The organism is Gilliamella sp. CG16 (assembly GCF_046635785.1).
GTDB lineage: Bacteria > Pseudomonadota > Gammaproteobacteria > Enterobacterales > Orbaceae > Gilliamella > Gilliamella apicola_I.
In genome coordinates this window covers 31,307-51,398 of the sequence record NZ_JBIDFL010000003.1, presented here as the reverse complement: position 1 = coordinate 51,398, position 20,092 = coordinate 31,307, and the positions used below count along the sequence as shown (strand labels likewise).

Here is a 20,092-nt window from a genome sequence, read left to right as displayed (position 1 = left end):
TGACAGATGAATATTCATCGTAGGCTATTTTAGCGGTGAGTATTAATAAAAAAACCAGACTATTTTGAGTCTGGTTTTTGATTCCAATTTGAGCTAATTAAAAATCTAAGTTAGCTGCTTTAAGAGCATTTTCTTCGATAAATAATCGACGAGGTTCAACTTCATCCCCCATTAGTGTGGTAAATAGTTGATCCGCTTCAATAGCATCTTTAATGGTCACTTGTAACATTCGACGACTGGTTGGATCCATTGTGGTTTCCCATAATTGTTCTGGATTCATTTCACCCAACCCTTTATAACGTTGGATAGTCAGACCACGGCGTGATTCTTTAATTAACCAATCAACGGCTTCTTCAAAAGAACTAACCGGTTGTTTTCGTTCTCCTCTTTGGATATAAGCACTCTCTTCTAAGAGTTCTCTTAACTGTTTACCCAAATGACAAATGTTACGATACTCATTACTGTGAATAAATACCTGATCTAATGCATAGTTATTATCTACTCCATGCGTTCTCACTTTGATGACAGGTACATAAAGTTGTGTTTTTTCATTATATTCAGCTGAATAACGGTAACTACTACCATGTTGTTCTTTATTCGATAAATTGTCGACAATGGTTTTTGCCCAATTTTCGACTAATTGCTTATCTTTAAGTATATTTTCATCTAATACATCATGGTAAACCAGCTCAGACAGTAATGCTTTAGGATAACGGCGTTCCATTTTCGCGATGAGCTTTTCAACTTTTTGATACTCAGCAATCAATCTTTCTAAGGCTTCGCCAGCCAGTGCAGGCGCATGATCGTTAACATGCAATGAAGCATCTTCAAGCGCTAATGCTATTTGGAATTGCGTCATCGCTTCATCATCTTTGATGTATTGTTCTTGTTTCCCTTTTTTCACTTTATAGAGTGGTGGTTGCGCAATATAAACATAACCACGTTCGATAATTTCGGGCATTTGACGATAGAAAAAGGTTAATAGCAATGTTCGAATATGTGAGCCGTCGACGTCAGCATCGGTCATGATAATAATGCTGTGATATCGCATTTTATCTGGGTTGTATTCATCACGACCAATTCCACAACCCAATGCTGTAATCAATGTAGCAACTTCTTGTGAAGAAAGCATTTTATCAAAGCGAGCTTTTTCGACATTCAAGATTTTACCTTTGAGCGGTAAAATGGCTTGGTTTTTGCGGTTTCGTCCCTGTTTTGCAGAACCGCCCGCAGAGTCCCCTTCCACTAAGTAAAGTTCAGATAGAGCAGGGTCTTTTTCTTGGCAATCAGCCAGTTTACCCGGCAAGCCACCTAAATCTAATGCACCTTTACGCCGTGTCATTTCACGCGCTTTACGAGCGGCTTCACGTGCTCTTGCTGCATCAATAATTTTACCTACCACGATTTTTGCATCAGATGGGTTTTCAAGCAGATATTCCGCTAATTTTTCACCCATTACCGATTCAACAGCCGATTTTACTTCTGACGAAACTAGCTTATCTTTAGTTTGAGATGAGAATTTTGGATCAGGTACTTTGACCGATACAACCGCGATGAGTCCTTCACGAGCATCATCACCGGTCGCACTAATTTTCGCTTTTTTGCTGTATCCTTCCGCTTCCATATAATTGTTTAGGGTGCGGGTCATTGCTCCACGAAAACCGGCTAAATGGGTACCGCCGTCTCGTTGAGGAATATTATTGGTGAAACAATAAATATTTTCTTGGTAACCGTCATTCCACTGTAAAGCGATTTCAACACCTATACCGTCTTTTTCCGTACTGAAGTAAAAGATTTTTGGATGAATCGGGTTTTTATTTTTATTCAAGTATTCAACAAAAGCTTGTATCCCACCTTCGTAGTGGTAATGTTCGCTTTTACCGGTACGTTCATCAAGCAATCTGATTGAAACACCTGAATTTAAGAATGATAGCTCACGTAAGCGTTTAGCTAAAACTTCATAAACAAATTCAATATTAGTAAAAGTTTCTGGGCTTGGCCAAAAACGCACATAAGTACCCGACTCACTAGTCTCGCCAATGATTTTTAACGGCTCTTGAGGGACACCTAAATGGTAAACTTGTTGGTGAATTTTTCCTTCACGATAAATGACCAATTCTAATTTATCAGATAGGGCATTAACGACGGAAACACCCACACCATGTAAACCACCAGATACTTTATATGAATTATCATCAAATTTTCCGCCAGCATGTAATACCGTCATAATGACTTCAGCTGCTGAAACTCCTTCTTCTTCATGGATACCGGTTGGAATACCACGACCATCATCTCGTACTGAGACTGAATTATCAGGGTGAATGGTCACTTCAATGTGATGACAATAGCCAGCTAATGCTTCGTCAATGGCATTATCAACAACTTCAAAAACCATATGGTGAAGTCCTGTTCCATCATCAGTGTCACCAATATACATACCTGGACGTTTTCGGACAGCATCAAGTCCTTTAAGTACTTTAATGCTAGAAGAATCATAAGAATTTGACATGGATCTCTCGACTTGTTTGATTTATTTATATCATTCTGTATATTTAGGAAATTATACCAGATTTTATGTGAAAAATCTTATCATTTTCGTCAATCATATGGGTTACTTGGTCTTGGCTAACCGCTGTGATAAACACTTGTGAATTCGCCATTTTTAAGCGTTTAGCTAATAACGCTCGTTTATGATGATCTAATTCTGACGCGAAATCATCAATTAAATAGACACAAGGTTGTGCGCTTTGTTTTGAATAATATTCACCTTGCGCAAGGCGTAGTGCACACATCAATAATTTTAATTGTCCCCGTGATAAGAAATCTTCAACAGGTATATTGTTAATACGCAAACGGATATCGGCTTTATGTGGGCCTAATGAAGTATAGTTGAGTAATCTATCTCGTTCATACTGTTTGTGTAATATGTCGCTATAATTAATGTTTTGTTCCCACCCTTGATAATATTGACAATTAAGCAGATATTCTGGCAAAAAGTCATGGCAGGTTTGTATGATTTCGGGAAAAATATACTGAGAATACTCCGAGCGAATTTGACTTATTTTTTCAGCAATGGGAGCCAGCTCTTTATCCCAAGGTAACAGTTGATTATAACTCGTGGATTGTTTTAATAAGGCATTACGTTGCTTAAATAACCGCTTTAAATTGTTCCATAAATGGATAAATTCAGGATAATGATGAAAACACCCCCAATCAATAAAAGCTCGTCGATATTTAGGCCCACCAATAAGTAAATCAAATCCTTCTGGTGTAATTAATTGAATGGGTAAGAGTTTAGCAAGATCGGTTAATCGAAATCCCTCATCACCATCAATTTTAATTCTATTATCATTATTACGTGCTTTGACTAACCCAATGGTTCGGGTTTGTTGATTAGATGATTCAATTTGGCTAAATAACGTTAATTCAGATTGTTCATGCTGAATAATACGATTGGATTGTATATGTCTAAATGCTCGTCCATGACCAAGCATATAGATAGCTTCAAGTAAGCTAGTTTTACCACTACCATTATCGCCAACAATAAAGTTGAAATGGGGGGATAAACACAGCTCGGTATAAGATATATTACGAAAATGATGGATTTTGATCTGTGAAAGAATCATATAAGCTAAGTTATTCCGGCCTAAGCCGGAAAGGTTAAATTTGATTATAAGCGCATTGGCATCACAACATAAATGGCTGACTGATCATTAATGTCTTCAATTTGTACACTTGATGTGGCATCAGTTAAAAGTAGTTGTACGCTATCGCACTTCAACGTATTTAATATATCTAATAAATAGGTCACATTAAAGCCAATTTCAAGTTCTGCTGAAGAGTATTTTACATCAACCACTTCTTCTGCCTCTTCTTGTTCTGGGTTATTTGCTGTAATTTTTAATTGGTTGTTGTGAACATGAAGTCGGATACCGCGAAATTTTTCATTGGATAAAATGGCGACACGTGATAGCGAATTTCTAAACTCTTCGCACGAAACTTCTAACGGTTTATCGGGATTACGTGGCAATACTCGTTTGTAGTCAGGGAATCTGCCGTCAATCAGTTTTGAGGTGAAGGTAAAATCACCGAGATTAACTCGTAAATTATTATTACCAATTTGGATATTGATAATATCGTCATTATCACTCACCAATTTTGCCAGTTCAATAACGCCTTTTCTTGGTAAAATTACAGAACAAGACGTTGCAATATTTTGACCAATCGGTTGCGAACAAAGAGCAAGTCGATGTCCATCGGTTGCAACAGATTTTAAAAGTCCATCTTCGATTTCAAATAACATACCATTAAGGTAGTATCTTACATCTTGGTTAGCCATCGAAAACTGGACGGCATCGATAAGACGTTTGATTGTTTTTTGTGGTACAGAAAGTTCGACATCGCTTTGCCAATTTTCTAAGTTAGGAAAATCACTGGCAGGTAGTGTAGATAAGGAAAATTTACTTCGACCAGATTGAATCATCAATCGATTGTCATCAACAGTTATTGAAATCTGAGCATTGTTGGGTAAATTTCGACAAATATCAAGAAACTTTCTCGCTGGGACTGTGGTTGCACCGGGTTCGTTTGCTTCCGTAAGCGGGATATGAGCAATCATCTCTATTTCAAGATCGGTTCCCGTCATGGATAGTGTACTATCACTTACTTGTAACAATAAATTGCCTAAAATTGGTAGCGTCGGGCGACTGCTTAAAGGCGCACTAACAAGTTGCAATGGTTTGATAAGTTTTTCTCGATCAATAATAAATTTCATAATGTTGATTCTTTTATTAAGTTGATAATGTTCGAATTAAATTGGAATAATCCTCTTTAATATCATTGCTTTCTTCTTTTAATTCAGCGATCTTTCTGCATGCATGTAATACAGTCGTATGATCTCTTCCGCCAAAGCCATCACCAATTTCAGGAAGACTTTTATTTGTTAATTCTTTTGCTAATGCCATGGCAACTTGCCGCGGTCTTGCAACAGAACGGGAACGACGTTTGGAAAGTAGATCTGATACTTTAATTTTATAATACTCTGCAACCGTTTTTTGGATATTATCAATAGTAATTAATTTTTCTTGTAAGGCAAGTAAATCTTTCAGAGCATCTTTAACAAAATCAATCGTAATGGATTTGCCCGTAAAATTTGCATTGGCAATTACCCGATTTAATGCGCCTTCTAGTTCTCGCACATTAGAACGTAATCGTTTAGCAATAAAAAAAGCGACCTCTTCAGGTAATTTTATATTATTTTCTTCGGCTTTTTTCATCAAAATTGCGACTCGTGTTTCAAGTTCTGGTGGTTCAATCGCAATCGTTAAGCCCCAGCCAAAACGTGATTTTAAGCGATCTTCAACGCCATCAATTTCTTTGGGATAACGGTCTGAAGTTAAAATAATTTGTTGGTTACCTTCTAATAATGAATTAAAGGTATGGAAGAATTCTTCTTGCGATCGCTCTTTATTGGCAAAGAATTGGATATCATCAATCAGTAATGCATCAACAGAACGATAGTAAATTTTGAACTCTTCTATCGCATTATTTTGTAGTGCCTTTACCATATCTTGAACAAATCGTTCCGAATGCATATAGACCACTTTGGCATTACTTTTGACTTCCATGATTTGATTGCCTACAGCATGTAATAAATGGGTCTTACCTAAACCTGTTGAACCGTATAAAAATAGTGGGTTATAAGCTTTTCCTGGATTTTGAGCAACCTGTTTGGCAGCAGCTACTGCGAGTTGGTTGGATTTACCTTCAACAAAGCTATTGAATGTATGTTTATGGTTTATTCCCGAGTGATAGGTATGATTATTATTACTTTCTTTGGTTGTTTTCCAAGCCGGCATTACGTCCGTTTTAGGCTGATTATTTTTAGTTTTTTTTTCCATTGACAATGTTGATCCCACCTCAAGGTATAGCTTTAGGGAATCGTCATTGAAAAGTGTATTGATCAATTGAGATATGTTGTTAAGGTATTTATTTTTTACCCAATCTAATACAAATCTGTTTGGTGCATAAATATAGAGTTTGTTATCAATCATTTCCGCTTGCAATGGGCGAATCCATAAATTGAATTCCGTTGTAGGAAGTTCTTCTTGTAGTTGAGAAAGACATTCTTGCCAGATAGCGGTAGGCACAAATCACTCCTTTAATTTTTATTATTAACAGCACATCGTTAATTATAAACTTTTTTGTGGATAATTTATAGAGTTTTAATGTTTATTCACTAACTTATTAGCAATAAAAAACCCGGATTAACCGGGTTTTTTATTGTTTTGGAAATCGAAAATTAGTGAGTTGTTTCTCTAACTTGTTGAAGGTTAGTTGCTTTCACTTCGATTTGTACACGACGATCTGGTGCTAAACATGCTTTTAATGTAGCGCCACGTTTGCCATTACATTCGCTGCCAGTTACTGGTTGAGATTTACCTACACCACGAGCACTGATGATCTCAGATGGAACACCTTTAGATACTAAGTATTTCATCACAGATTGAGCGCGTTGTTCTGAAAGTTTTTGGTTATAGTTTTCTGAACCGATACGGTCAGTATGACCAATTACAACGATCGCAGTTTGAGTAGGGCTAAGTTTGATAAGATCTTGTAATAATCTATCTAACTCTTCACGACCTTTTTCTTTTAAGTCAGCTTTTGCATAGGCAAATAGAACGTCAGCGTTTAAATCGTAAACTCGTTCAGAAGTTTTAACAACAACTGGAGCTTCAACAGCTGGAGAACCTAAACGGTAAGTGATACCTAAGCTTAAAGTTCCTGCATCTGGAGATGCGTCAGTTTTAGTATGGATATGGTTAACATATTGATACTCTAAACGAGTAGAGAAGTCTTCTGCAAAACGGTAGTCTAAACCTAATGCATAAACTGGAGAAACGTCAGTTTTTGTTCCGCCTTTGCCATAACTTTCTTTAACGTATCCACCGTTTTTCCATTTAGCGATAGTGATCATTGCACCTGCACGACCATAAACATCTAAATCATCAGAGATGAAAGATAATGGATAGCTTAATTTACCAGTTAAAGAAACACCTTGAGCAGAAACTTTACTATGACCTACGTCATAAGTTTTACCTGCATTGTGGTAAGATCTTTTATATTTAGCAGAACCTAACCAATCATAACCTAATTCGAATGCTAAATATGGGTTAGCTTGGAAGCCAAGGAATGCACCACCAGCAACATTACTTTTGTCAGTTGTGCTGATTTTAACATCACGACTAAATGCACGTACTTTACTTTGATCTAAACTATAAAGTTCTGACCAGCCTAATTTACCACCAACGTAAAAAGTGTTGTCTTCATATGCTGCATTTGCCGCAGTAGCTGTTAAGCTCGCAACTGCGATTGCTAGAGCTAATGTTGTTTTTTTCATTTTGTTGCCTCAACTTGAATGTTGTTATAGACGTTGTTTGCTTTCCTTTTAATTAAATTTTACTTTAAATAAAGGATCGATTACTTATTGTTTTTAATTATGATGCACATAATTTGATTTCAATTATAGCATATATTATACGCAGATCTATAATTAATGACACTTTATGTAAAAAAAGTTTACACAATCTTTTAAGTAATTTTATTGATGACGATATAAAAGTCATTGATTGTTGTTGATAATAAGTTCGCCATGATGAAAAAATCGGCTTCTAATTTTTTATCAAATTCATCAGCGCCAATATCCTCATTCTCATCTAAAACACTCGAATCAAATTTTATTCGCTTCAATGTTAAATCATTATTGACAATAAAATTCACACCTCTTTCGTCGATAATTTTCACTTTTGTTATCCATTTTCCCGAATCAAAATGTATCATCATTTCATCACTGGTGATATCTTGATTTTTGCAGCTAATAATCCCGTTTCCTTCAAGTGGATCTTTTAATTCGGCTTGATCACCTAATATAAAAGGTGCAAAGTTCAGTTTTTCTTTGACCCAAGTTGTCATGATTTGCTCAACTGGTTTTTCAATGGAGAGCGGTGTTAATGCAAGAACTCCCAATTCCTTACGTAGAATAGCCAAAATATCTTCTGCTTGCTTAAAACTGCTGGTATCAAGAATAATACGTTTATTTATGGTGTCTATCCATAACCAGTAATGATTGTATTTACTAAATGCTCTAGGCATAAGGTCGATCATGACTTCATCTTTTAACGTTGCCTTTTCATTTTTAGTTAACTTTCTACTCAGTGCTTGTTCTTGTTTATCAATTTTTTCAAGTAGAGCTTGTTTGATAACAGGAGCCGGTAAAAGTTTTGTTTCTTTTTTTATACGTAATAAAAGGTGACCTTGCATATCAACAATAAAATCATCGTGATAATTATCATTATAAGGTGAAACCCAACCCATTTTCATGGTATCTATATTTCCACATGGGGTAAAAGGTACCGATTTGATAGCTTTTTCAATAGCGTTTTTGTCAAGTAAAGTGTCATTATTAAGTTGGTAAATAATGGCATTTTTAAACCAAAGCATAATTTTGATTTCCTAAATTTATTTTAATGATATCCAAACTGTATCAGGATTAATTTGATTAAATCGTTTATCTATATTGTATGGGGTAAATAAAAAGTATTGAAATTAAAATTTATAAGAGACTCCCATATAAAATGAGGTTACAGTGCTTTTGTTAACCATTGGGCTATTAGCTGCATCACCGGTTAATTTGTCGACATGCATGCCACCGAACAGATTAAGATGTTCGGTTAATGCATATTGTGCACCTATTTCGATATAGGGTGTGAAAGATCCGTTAGCATGATAATAGCGTAAACCAGAACGAGAAGATTCTTTATGTGATATCCCATAGTAATAATTATTGTGTTTGTTATTTGCCCAGTTGATACCTATTGTTGGAACAATAATTAAATTACCTAGCATAAATGGTACGCTGTAATCGGCATTGACTAAGATGCTATTACTTTTATTTAGCATGTCTGCTCCAATGCTGCTTGAAAAACTGCCCCAATTGGTATCAATAGAGTACTCAAATTCTGCTAATAATGTTGCATGACGGCTATCAAGCCGTTTTAATTGGCGATTATTTGAGTCGTGTGGTTTGAATTCATTATCAAGATAACGAGCACCGATAGATAAACTTTGATTATCGTTATTAAAAACATACACACCAGCCGATAGATCATCGATAAAAAATGTATCATTATCGTAATCGATATGGGGAACTGGATAATAACTGGAACTATAACCTTTGTAAGGTGAATTTGACCAACCGCCACCAACACCGATAAAAGTAGGATCTGCTAATGCGGTTTCACCAAATCCTAATGCAGATAACGCTAAAATAGGAATTATGCAGTGTGATTTTTTCATAGGGTTTATATCCATTTGGGTAACAATGCTATTCTCTAGCAGAAAATTATTTCGCTGAGTTTGATACTATCGTCACACAATCTATACAGTAATTGTACATTGTAACAAACAATTTTCTTGAATAATAATGCCACATTTTATCGTGTTTGAATATGGATTAGTGAGATAATTATGAGTAAACCAACTTTAGAAATGATTAATAGTCGTCCTGACGATGCAACATTATTAGCTGATGAAGCTAAATATTGCTCTTTTGGTGATACTGTTCATTATGTTGAACCACCAAAGATTTTTGATGGTTGCGAAGGTAGCTACATGTATGATAAAGAAGGTAAAGCTTTCCTTGATTTACAAATGTGGTATTCAGCATGTAATTTTGGCTATGCTAATGAGCGATTAAACAACGTACTTAAAAAGCAAATTGATACTTTACCACAATGTGCTAGCCAATATTTGCATCCAACCAAAATTGAATTAGCTAAAACCATTGCACAAGGTATGGAACAGCGTTTTGGTTACCAAGGACGAGTTCATTTTAACGTTGGTGGATCACAATGTATTGAAGATTCTTTAAAAGTAGTACGTAATGCTACTGGTGGTAAATCATTAATGTTTGCGTTCCAAGGTGGTTATCATGGTCGTACACTTGGCGCATCTTCAATTACTTCTAGTTATCGTTACCGTCGTCGTTATGGTCATTTCGGTGATCGTGCTATGTTTGTTCCTTTCCCATATCCGTTCCGTCGTCCAAAAGGCATGACCGCAGAAGAGTATGGTGAACACTTAGTTGCTGAGTTTGCACGTCTATTTGAAACAGAATACCACGGTGTATGGGATCCAAAAGTAGGACAAGCTGAATATGCTGCATTTTATGCAGAACCATTACAAGCTACAGGTGGTTATATTGTTCCACCTCGTAACTACTTTAAAGGTTTGAAAAAAGTATTAGATCAATATGGAATTTTATTGGTTGTTGATGAAATCCAAATGGGCTTTTATCGTACTGGTAAACTTTGGTCAATTGAGCATTTTGATGTTAAACCTGATGTGGTTGTTTTTGCCAAAGCGTTAACCAATGGTCTTAATCCACTAGGTGGTTTATGGGCACGTGAAGAGTTGATTAACCCTGAGGTGTTCCCTGTCGGCTCAACGCATTCAACGTTTGCTTCTAATCCATTAGGTACAGCAGTTGGTCTTGAAGTGTTAAAAATGACGTCAGAAACTGATTACGAAACCATGGTTATGGAAAGTGGTGCTTACTTCCTTGAAGGTTTAAAAACACTTGAGAAGAAACATAAAGAGATTGGTGAAGTTGATGGTTTAGGTCTTGCGCTTCGTGCCGAAATCTGTACCGAAGATGGTTTTACCGCTAACAAAGCGTTAGTAGATAAAATGGTGGATATCGGTATGTCAGGTGATCTTGATTGGAAAGGTAATAAAATGGGCTTGGTGCTTGATATCGGTGGTTATTATAAAAACGTGATCACTTTTGCTCCATCGCTACATATTACTCGTCAAGAGATTGATCAAGGTATCGAATTACTTGATCAGTTAATTACCCGAGCGAAAAAAGAACTTTAATTGTTAATTTCTAACCTTCCCGTCAACTCATGTTGGCGGGACTGCACATGATAGCCAATCGTTTAAATATATTTATGAAATACATCAATCAGCTAGAACCTAATGAATTAGTCGACAATTTTTTGACTTATCCACCGCAAGATTTTACGGCGTGGTTGAGTGAAAATGGTGTGCCTGCTTTTGCTGCAAAGTTTGATTTATTAACTACTGCTGATGATGATTTTAAGCATAAGATCCAAAAACTCCCTTTTTTTAAAAAATGGCGACATTGGTTACAGCCGAAAACTTGTTTTATAGGAACAACCGTTTCTGAATATGCTCTATTGACCGATCAGGTAGAAGCAGAACAGTTAGCGGATAACATTAAAACCGCATATACAAAAAAGTCTCCTTTTGTTATTGTCAAAGATTTGCCTTTATCCTCGCCTTTACTTAGCGAACAAGACAATCATTATTCAAACCAGCTTATTTCGGCATTAAAAACAAGAGGATTTATTGAAGTTGAAGGACAAGCATTAGCTTGGTTACCGATTGATTTTAGTGATTTAAATGATGTGTTTTCACGATTTTCGTCCAGCCGTCGTAAGAATTTTAGACGTAAATTAAAAGCTCGCGAAAAATTAGAGATTAAGGTTTTGCATAGTGGTGATGAGTGCTTTTTTGATGATGAGGTGTTAGATCATTATTATCAACTTTACCTCAATGTTTATCAACAGAGTGAGGTTCATTTTGATCTACTGACCAAACCGTTTTTTATTCAATTGCTGCAAAGTAAATCTATCCAAGCACGCATTTTTACCTATTATCACGATAATGAACTTATTGGCTACAATATCTGTTTTGTCGTAAATAATATGTTGGTCGATAAATATATTGGCCTGGTTTATCCTCAAGCTCGTGACTTTAATCTTTATTTTGTTAGTTGGTTTTTTAATCTGGAATATGCTATTGAGCAAGGATTTAGTCACTATATTGCGGGTTGGACAGATCCTGAGGTTAAACGATCGTTAGGTGCGCAATTTACTTTAACCAAACATTTGGTTTACATCCGTAATCCATTATTAAGATTTATTTTAAGCAAATTGATTGGTCATTTTGAAAGTGACAAGGAGAAAGTAGCATGACATATCCTATTATACTCAATTTCGATCAGAGTGTAGGCGAGATTAATAATGCTAAAATAATTGATGTAACTCAGTGGCAAGATACGATTCGCTTTGGTTGCTCTGAAAAAAAATTCTGCCAATTTAAAGCTGAATTACAGCAATCCTTACCTGAACATTATGGTACAGTCTTTATGGGAAGTGGTGATTATCACCATATTTCATTGCTGCTTATTGAACGGTTGGCTAAACACTATTCCGCCGATAATTCAATCCAAGTAATTGTGTTTGATAATCATCCTGATAATATGCGCTATTTATTTGGTATTCATTGTGGTTCATGGGTTAGCTATGTGGCAAGTTTACCTTTTGTCAGTCATGTTCATGTGTTAGGTATCACATCTCATGATATTGGACTTTCCCATTTTTGGGAAAATAGATGGAAACCCCTTTTTCAGAAAAAACTGACGTATTGGAGTTTGGATGTCAATGTATCGTGGGCAAAAAAAATAGGTTTGGGGCAAGCTTTTCGCCATTTTTCTACTCCAGATGATCTGATTGCTAGTTTCTTATCCGAACAATACCATAGCGCTGAACCTGTGTATTTATCGATAGATAAAGATGTATTAAGTGAAAAGGTCATTCACACTAACTGGGATCAAGGTCAATTACAAACTTATCATCTGCTTGATACCATTACTTCGTTAAAGCAACGTATTGTGGCAAGTGATATCACTGGTGAATTGTCAATATGGCAACCCTCTAATTGGTTCAAACGGTTGCTGAGTTCATTAGATAAACAACCCACTATTGATGCAGATAACTTACACAATTGGCAACAAGCACAACATCAGCTTAATTTAACATTATTAAAAGCTTTATCAGTATAACGACAAGTTTAGAAGCTGTAGCTGGTTATTTTAGAAATCAACTACAGTTTGAATTAACTTTTATTGATGATTATCAGCGTTTTGCTTAGCCAATTGGCTTTCCGCTAAAGCTAAAAACAAGATACCTGATACAATAAGAATGGTGCCAATTAACTTATATAATGTGATTGGTTCATGAAACAGCCATATCGAAGCTATCATGACCGTGACAACTTCAAAGTGAGAGGCAGCAAAAGCCGGCCCAACAGGAGCTTTTTTTAATAAAGTCATCCAAGTAAAAAAAGTTAAAACATAACCAGCGATAGAGATATATATCCATGGATTAGTAAATACCCTGACTAACCAATCAACACTCATTGCTAGTGGTTCGGCATGGATGGCAGTTAATTTAAAGCTACATTGTGCAATAGTATCGAAAAAAAGCAATATCGTAAAACCGATTAAATAGAATCTAGCCATATTAAGACATCCCTACAAAGATTACGCCAGCAGTAATGAGTAACATACCAATGAGTCGGTAAACAGTTAATAGTTCTTTGAAAAGCACTCGACCAACTAACATAATGGTGATGATATTAAATGATGCCAGCAACACCCCTTGAGAAAGTGGAACCAATGTTAAAAATGCTAACCATAATAAAAATTCTGCAACGTAAGAAATTATACCAATCCAGATCCAATGATTTTTAGCCAAATCAACCCAGTAATACCAGCCATCTCGATTATTAGGGGCGGTTGCTGCATATTTAAAAGCAACTTGCCCTAATGTATCAAAACAGATATTACTAACCCAAAGTATAATCACTAATAGCGACATTATGAATTGGTTCCTTCTGCTATTTCATTGAAGAATGATGCGCACTCTTTAATGACTTCACGACGTTGGCTATCAATTGTAATTAAATGATAACTATCATTAAGTACCACTAATTTTTTTGATCCTGAAACATGTTTCTCAACTAATTTAGCGTTGGTTTCAATATCAGCTATGTCATCATGACCGGAATGCATAATCAAACACGGTGAAGTCACCTTAGGTAGTGCTTGGCGAACGTTTTTAGCTAACAATTGCATTTCGGCCAGTGCAGGAAAAGGATTTCCAGCAAGTCCGGCAGATGCCGCATCACCACTCAGCATACTTTCCGATACAACGGCTCGGATCCGCTCATCTTTAAGCCCATAAGGTGGCTTTTCGATGAAAGAAACCTTTTGGAAAAGCCCCAGTTTTTTCAAATACACCAGCAAGAAAAAGAATTTTTTAGCCCAAAATGGCATGCTCCAACCATCATAATAAAAAGTTGGTGCTAAAACACCCACACCTTTAATTTGCTCTGGTCTATCTGATGCAAGTTTAAGCGCAAGGAGTGCGCCCATGGATAAACCGGCAACAAAAACATTATCAACATGTTTTGCTAAAAAATCAGCACCATCTTTTACACTTTGATACCAATCTTGCCAAGTGGTTTTACAAAGATCCTCTTCAGTACCACAGTGACCCGCTAATTGTATAGCATACACGGTAAATCCGGCTTTATGTAAACCATTAGCTAAAATACGCATTTCGTTGGGTGTACCTGTTAAGCCATGTATCAAAAGTACACCATTTTTGTTACCCGGTAAAAAATAAGATAAATCTTCAATTGTACTCATTATTATTCCTAATTATTTTACCATCATGACAGGGATAAGAGCATCTTGAGTCTTTTTCAGTGCTGTCGTGACATCGGCAAAACGTTGAATAGCACAGTGTTCAATCTTGTTGGTTTCACAATATTGAATCAATTTGTCTTTTGCAAATACAAAATCCACATTATGAGATACACAATAATCGGATGTGCCATCACCTACATACAGTATTTGTGGAAAGAATTGTTGTTTTTTAACATGATTACATTTGCAATTTCCACTTTGTTTAATACAGTTTTTATTCGCATAAGGAAATTCAAGACGCCAACTACGCCCATTATCATGCATTAATTTATTGGCATATATCGGGATATGTGTTATACCGTGTCGTTTTAAAACAAATTGAATTGCGTAATCTAACCCATCACTCACAATATGAACTGGGATATTATTCTGTTCAGTATAATCAATGAATGATTTAAACGTTGAATCAATTTCGATTTGTGATAAAACGTGATTGAGTTCATCTAAACTGGCATCCATTAAGGCAATTTGTTTACTCATGCACTCTTGGGAGCCAATTTTACCGTTAACCCATAACTCTTCAAGCTCATCACAACCATCTTGACCAAAATGACTCAGCAATGTATCTGTCACATCTTTGACACTTATGGTGCCATCGAAGTCACACAAAACAATAGGAGTTTGATGTTGTGTATAAGATGGTGTATATAGATGACTAGTAATTGATGAAAAAGTATTCATATTTGAAATAAAAATAGTCTATTTATATATATTGGCGCAAATTTTCTCACAGAGTCGCTTTGAACATTGTAGGCTCTTTGTATATATTTTGTAACGAAGTTAAAATTGTCTGTATAATAAGGATTCTTTTAGCACAATTTACGGTAATGAGAACCTAAGATGAGTGAACGTATTTTAATCATTGAAGATGATCAAAGGTTAGCTAATTTAATAAAAGTTTATCTGGTTCGCCAAGGATATCTTGTTGATTGGCATAATAGTGGTGAAGGTGCAGAAGAAAAAATTCAAGAAATAAATCCCGATTTGGTTATTTTAGATGTGATGCTTCCCGAAAAATCTGGTTTTGATATCTGTCGAGATATACGAACATGGTTTACAAACTATATTCTTATCATGACGGCGAGTGAAGATAATATTGACGAAATTGTCGGTTTGGAATTAGGAGCAGATGACTATCTGGCAAAACCAGTCGAGCCAAGGTTATTATTGGCACGCATTCGAGCTTTATTAAGACGAAAGCAAATTGAATTCGATAAAGAAGTAAATAAAGATCCCGTCACGGCAACGAATAATAAAACGTTGATTTTTGATAATCTGATTATCGATGATGAAAATCGAAAAGTATTACTCGAAGGTCAAGAAATCGATCTCACCACAGCAGAGTTCGATCTGCTTTGGTTGTTGGCAAATAATGCAGGTAAAATTTTATCTCGAGATGATATTTTTTCTCAAGTTCGTGGTATAGATTTTGATGGAACGGATCGTTCTATCGATGCTCGTATTTCTCGATTACGACGCAAGTTACTTGATGATCCTGATAACCCTTCACGTATTAAAACGGTTCGTGGGAAAGGTTATCTATTTATGAGAGAAGGGGATAATCATTGAGACAATTATTAGCAAAACCGCTGTTTTTTAATCGTCGGATTGTTTTTTATCTGGTTATCTTACTTTCACTACAATGTATTATTGCCTATGGTGCACTACTCGTTTTTGATTCGTTGCCTTCTTCATTAACGGATATTCCTGATGACCACATTGTCTTTCGTGAATCACAACGAGGTACGGTCAATCTGATTCGAATGCAAATTAATGAGAATAAAGATCGTCCTCTGCAAGAAGTGGTAGATGAACTGCAACCCTATTTTGGGTATCCGATTGAAGTTTTACCGAGTCATACTTCGTTACCCCATTCCATCAATAAAGAGCTAGCAGAACTTGGATTTGCCTATGATGGTGACAAAGAAGTGGTCTATATTGATTTAAAAGAGGGGCATCTTCTTCAGCTAGGCCCTATTATGATGCGGGATATTCTAGAATCAAACACGATGTCTTTAAGTGTTTTTCTCGTTATTTGGGCGCTTTTTAGTGCAATTGTCTTTTTTATTTTAATCTATTTTGCGTTTAGTGCTGTTTGGAAGGATTTGGTTAGCATTAGACAGACAGCCGAACAGCTTGGTCAAGGAAACCTTAAAGCGCGCACTGAAAATGTTAAAGGCTGGTTATTTAAACCGTTAGCAAATGTGTTAAATAATATGGGAACACACATTGAGCATTTAGTTAGCACTAATCAAACCATTTCGCATGCAATGGCGCATGAACTTCGTACGCCACTGGCTCGTATGCGATTTGAGCTCAGTATGCTCGAAGAATGTGATGATGTACAAGAAAAGTTATTGCTGCAAAAAGGAATGAGCGATGATATTAATGAACTTGAAACGCTCATTAATGCCAGTTTAAGTTACTTTAAAATGCAGCAAAGTAATATTGAGTTAAATTTAACGTCGGTATCACTCAAGCAGTGGGCGGAAAAAGTTTGTCAATCTCTCGAATTATTCAAACCTAAAGGATTTGAGTTAGTTTGTCACAGTCAAGACGTAAAAGCGCTTATTGATACTAATCTGGTTGAAACCATAGTTAAGAATTTATTACTTAATGCGTTCAAATATGCAACGCATAAAGCGGTTTTAAATATTACAAAACAGAACAATCGAGTTATTATAGAGATTGATGACGATGGTCCCGGTATCCCGTTTGATGCACGTGAAAAAATTTTTATGCCTTTTGCAAGGCTTGATACCAGTCGAACTCGTTCAACAGGTGGATATGGTCTTGGATTAGCTTATGTAAAATTAATGGCAGAATTTCATAATGGGAAAGCATTTGTTGTCACTAGCCCTTTAGGCGGTGCAAGATTTGTTGTTTCAATAAAGTCTGGTGAAGAATAATTTTATTGGGAATTCGTTTTTAGAAAACAGAAAAGCATATCAATTCAAATCATGCTGTTTTTTCATTTCAGAAAAACAAAAAATTTGTTATATTCTCAAGTCAAATGAGATAAGTAACCAAACTAATAGTTAAAATTTTGTATTAGTTAACAACAATCAGAGGTTTTTATGAGCGGTTCACTACCGACCGAGACAGAGACACGTCCAACTAACTTTATACGTCAAATTATCGATGCAGATCTTGCAGCAGGAAAATATAAAACGACGCATACACGTTTTCCTCCAGAACCAAATGGTTATTTGCATATTGGTCATGCCAAATCAATTTGCTTAAATTTTGGGATTGCTCAGGATTATCAAGGTAAATGTAATTTACGTTTTGATGATACTAATCCTGTTAAAGAAGATGTCGAATATGTTGAATCGATAAAAGAAGATGTTCGTTGGTTAGGGTTTGAGTGGGATGGTGAAATTTGTTACTCATCTGATTATTTTGACCGATTATATGAATATGCGATTGAGTTAATTAATAAAGGATTAGCCTATGTTGATGAGCTTTCGCCTGATGAAATTCGTGAATATCGTGGTACGTTGAAAGAACCGGGTAAAAATAGTCCTTATCGTGATCGTAGCATTGATGAAAATTTAGCATTATTTATTCAAATGAAAGAAGGTAAATTTGCTGAAGGTAAAGCATGTCTAAGAGCAAAAATTGATATGGCTTCACCTTTCATTGTTATGCGTGATCCGGTGTTATATCGTATTAAATTTGCAGAACATCACCAAACAGGCAATAAATGGTGTATTTATCCAATGTACGATTTTACCCACTGTATATCTGATGCGATTGAAAATATTACTCACTCACTCTGTACGCTTGAATTTCAAGACAATCGTCGTTTATATGACTGGGTATTAGATAACATAACGATTGAAGCTCGCCCACATCAATATGAGTTTTCTCGATTAAATTTAGAGTATGCTATTACCTCTAAACGGAAATTAAATTTACTCGTATCAGAAAAAATTGTTGATGGTTGGAATGATCCTCGTATGCCAACTATTTCGGGTCTCCGTCGTCGAGGTTATACGCCTGCTTCAATTCGAGAATTTTGCCGTCGAATTGGTGTGACGAAACAAGAAAACACGGTAGAGATGAGTACGCTTGAATTTTGTATCCGTGAAGATCTTAACGAAAACGCGCCGCGAGCGATGGCTGTTCTTGATCCTGTTAAAGTGGTAATTGAAAACTATTCTGAAACAATTGATGAAGTTCTCAACGTGCCTAATCACCCAAATCGTCCTGAACTTGGTCATCGTGAAGTGCCATTCACTCGTGAGCTCTATATCGATCGTGCTGATTTTAGAGAAGAAGCTAACAAAAATTACAAACGTTTAGTATTGGGTAAAGAAGTGCGCTTACGAAATGCTTATGTCATTCGTGCTGATCGGGTTGAAAAGGATTCACAAGGCAATATTCAAACGATTTATTGTAGTTATGACCCTGCCACTTTAAATAAAAATCCGGAAGATGGACGCAAAATTAAAGGCGTTATTCATTGGGTTTCAGCCAAATTTGCTAAACCAGCAGAAATTCGTCTTTATGATCGTTTATTTAATACGCCTAATCCTGGGGCAGCAGACGATTTTTTATCAACCATTAACCCAAGCTCTTTAATCGTTAAACAGGGTTTTGTTGAGCCAAGTTTACAAAATGCTGAAGTTGGACATGCTTATCAATTTGAACGTGAAGGATACTTCTGTTTAGATAGTAAATATGCAACCAATGACAATTTAGTATTCAACCGAACGGTTGGGTTAAGAGATAGTTGGAACGAAGCTTAAATTAACCAGATTTGCCGACATCATGTCGGCAAATCACTTTTTAAATGTGATTACTCACCGATTTTAAACAATTTTGTTTGTTGATCTAAATAGCTGAGAATATCTGGCATTCGGTATTTACCGGCCATTGATTGTATGTTTTTAGCTGCACTCGTTAGTGCTACACCAACTGAGGTTACATAAAGCGGGTGTTTACTATGACCTCGGACAACTTCCATTAAATAGTCACTATTGCCTGCAAAAGGTTTTTTAGCAACGCCGATAATAGGTACTTTTTTATTTAAAGCATTATATAAATGCCCACCCAAACCTATTTTACCTTCATTTAAATGCACATAACCATCAATGATAATTGTTGAAATTTTATTAAGATCAACTTTATTGAGCAGGGATAAAATGCAAGGTAATTCACGTTGATAAAATTGACCAGATTGATAAGGAGCAACATTATCTTGATAGTCAGTAATTATACTTTGAATGTCAGATTTTGAATCGCACCAATGATTAAATAACACCCCCACTGTTTTTGCTCGAGTATCGATATAATAAACATCAATTGCAAGTATCATATTAAATTCCGTTTCGATAAAACTTATTGATCATTAAATCAATATACTGAGATTAATTTAGTAAAACAAGTCAGTATTTTTAATAATTGGAGTGATTAATTTGATTAAATTTTGTTTTTTTTAACATTATA

Annotated in this window: 18 protein-coding genes; 6 read left to right on the top strand and 12 right to left on the bottom strand. The window is 35.8% G+C overall.

The features are described 5' to 3' along the window. Positions 1-97 precede the first annotated feature (97 nt). From gyrB to ACGH47_RS04320, 7 genes are all read right to left on the bottom strand, one after another. Positions 98-2,509, bottom strand: coding sequence for a DNA topoisomerase (ATP-hydrolyzing) subunit B (gene gyrB, locus ACGH47_RS04350; RefSeq protein WP_220216396.1), 2,412 nt, complete (start codon positions 2,507-2,509; stop codon positions 98-100). A 43-nt stretch (positions 2,510-2,552) separates the two neighbouring features. Next, positions 2,553-3,626, bottom strand: a complete 1,074-nt coding sequence (gene recF / locus ACGH47_RS04345) for a DNA replication/repair protein RecF (protein WP_411622846.1) — start codon at positions 3,624-3,626, stop codon at positions 2,553-2,555. 44 nt (positions 3,627-3,670) lie between these two features. Next, positions 3,671-4,774 (bottom strand): DNA polymerase III subunit beta, encoded by a 1,104-nt coding sequence (dnaN, locus tag ACGH47_RS04340; RefSeq protein WP_267350413.1) that lies wholly within the window; start codon positions 4,772-4,774, stop codon positions 3,671-3,673. Positions 4,775-4,790: 16 nt separating this feature from the next. Then, entirely contained in the window at positions 4,791-6,149 is a 1,359-nt protein-coding gene (gene dnaA / locus ACGH47_RS04335) for a chromosomal replication initiator protein DnaA (protein ID WP_267350415.1), read from the bottom strand. Positions 6,150-6,301: 152 nt separating this feature from the next. Then, positions 6,302-7,399: a porin OmpA gene (gene ompA, locus ACGH47_RS04330; protein ID WP_267350416.1), complete on the bottom strand. Its 1,098-nt coding sequence runs from the start codon at positions 7,397-7,399 to the stop codon at positions 6,302-6,304. 191 nt (positions 7,400-7,590) lie between these two features. After that, complete coding sequence (locus ACGH47_RS04325; RefSeq protein ID WP_267350418.1) at positions 7,591-8,499, bottom strand: recombination-associated protein RdgC; 909 nt, start codon at positions 8,497-8,499, stop codon at positions 7,591-7,593. 105 nt (positions 8,500-8,604) lie between these two features. Further along, positions 8,605-9,354, bottom strand: coding sequence for a MipA/OmpV family protein (locus ACGH47_RS04320; RefSeq protein WP_411596715.1), 750 nt, complete (start codon positions 9,352-9,354; stop codon positions 8,605-8,607). A gap of 171 nt (positions 9,355-9,525) precedes the next feature. Between ACGH47_RS04320 and ACGH47_RS04315 the strand changes: the two genes are divergently transcribed. From ACGH47_RS04315 to ACGH47_RS04305, 3 genes are read left to right on the top strand one after another with little or no spacing between them, the layout of a single operon-like run. Then, positions 9,526-10,935, top strand: coding sequence for an aspartate aminotransferase family protein (locus ACGH47_RS04315; RefSeq protein WP_143425959.1), 1,410 nt, complete (start codon positions 9,526-9,528; stop codon positions 10,933-10,935). Positions 10,936-10,982: 47 nt separating this feature from the next. After that, complete coding sequence (locus tag ACGH47_RS04310) at positions 10,983-12,059, top strand: GNAT family N-acetyltransferase (protein ID WP_411596714.1); 1,077 nt, start codon at positions 10,983-10,985, stop codon at positions 12,057-12,059. Next, on the top strand, positions 12,056-12,928 hold the full coding sequence (locus ACGH47_RS04305; RefSeq protein WP_411622845.1) for an arginase family protein: 873 nt from the start codon (positions 12,056-12,058) through the stop codon (positions 12,926-12,928). Before ACGH47_RS04310 ends, ACGH47_RS04305 begins: the two co-directional genes overlap by 4 nt. Before the next feature lie 60 nt (positions 12,929-12,988). On the opposite strand, the gene ACGH47_RS04300 is transcribed toward ACGH47_RS04305, so the two are convergent. From ACGH47_RS04300 to ACGH47_RS04285, 4 genes are read right to left on the bottom strand one after another with little or no spacing between them, the layout of a single operon-like run. Next, positions 12,989-13,387, bottom strand: coding sequence for a DMT family transporter (locus ACGH47_RS04300; RefSeq protein ID WP_411596712.1), 399 nt, complete (start codon positions 13,385-13,387; stop codon positions 12,989-12,991). A 1-nt stretch (position 13,388) separates the two neighbouring features. Further along, positions 13,389-13,745, bottom strand: coding sequence for an EamA family transporter (locus ACGH47_RS04295; protein ID WP_065558652.1), 357 nt, complete (start codon positions 13,743-13,745; stop codon positions 13,389-13,391). Continuing rightward, positions 13,745-14,578 (bottom strand): alpha/beta hydrolase, encoded by an 834-nt coding sequence (locus ACGH47_RS04290; protein WP_220216405.1) that lies wholly within the window; start codon positions 14,576-14,578, stop codon positions 13,745-13,747. The genes ACGH47_RS04295 and ACGH47_RS04290 overlap by 1 nt, the downstream gene beginning before the upstream one ends. Positions 14,579-14,590: 12 nt before the next feature. Then, positions 14,591-15,319: an MtnX-like HAD-IB family phosphatase gene (locus ACGH47_RS04285; RefSeq protein WP_081299083.1), complete on the bottom strand. Its 729-nt coding sequence runs from the start codon at positions 15,317-15,319 to the stop codon at positions 14,591-14,593. Positions 15,320-15,478: 159 nt separating this feature from the next. Here ACGH47_RS04285 and ACGH47_RS04280 point away from each other — a divergent pair, with 159 nt between their 5' ends. From ACGH47_RS04280 to glnS, 3 genes are all read left to right on the top strand, one after another. Beyond that, complete coding sequence (locus ACGH47_RS04280) at positions 15,479-16,207, top strand: winged helix-turn-helix domain-containing protein (RefSeq protein ID WP_411599360.1); 729 nt, start codon at positions 15,479-15,481, stop codon at positions 16,205-16,207. Continuing rightward, a complete protein-coding gene (locus ACGH47_RS04275) occupies positions 16,204-17,547 on the top strand; it encodes an ATP-binding protein (RefSeq protein WP_267350429.1) in 1,344 nt (447 codons plus the stop codon). The genes ACGH47_RS04280 and ACGH47_RS04275 overlap by 4 nt, the downstream gene beginning before the upstream one ends. A 168-nt stretch (positions 17,548-17,715) precedes the next feature. Then, entirely contained in the window at positions 17,716-19,392 is a 1,677-nt protein-coding gene (gene glnS, locus ACGH47_RS04270) for a glutamine--tRNA ligase (protein ID WP_411622844.1), read from the top strand. 50 nt (positions 19,393-19,442) lie between these two features. On the opposite strand, the gene ACGH47_RS04265 is transcribed toward glnS, so the two are convergent. After that, on the bottom strand, positions 19,443-19,961 hold the full coding sequence (locus ACGH47_RS04265; protein WP_411589682.1) for an endonuclease V: 519 nt from the start codon (positions 19,959-19,961) through the stop codon (positions 19,443-19,445). Positions 19,962-20,092: the final 131 nt, after the last annotated feature.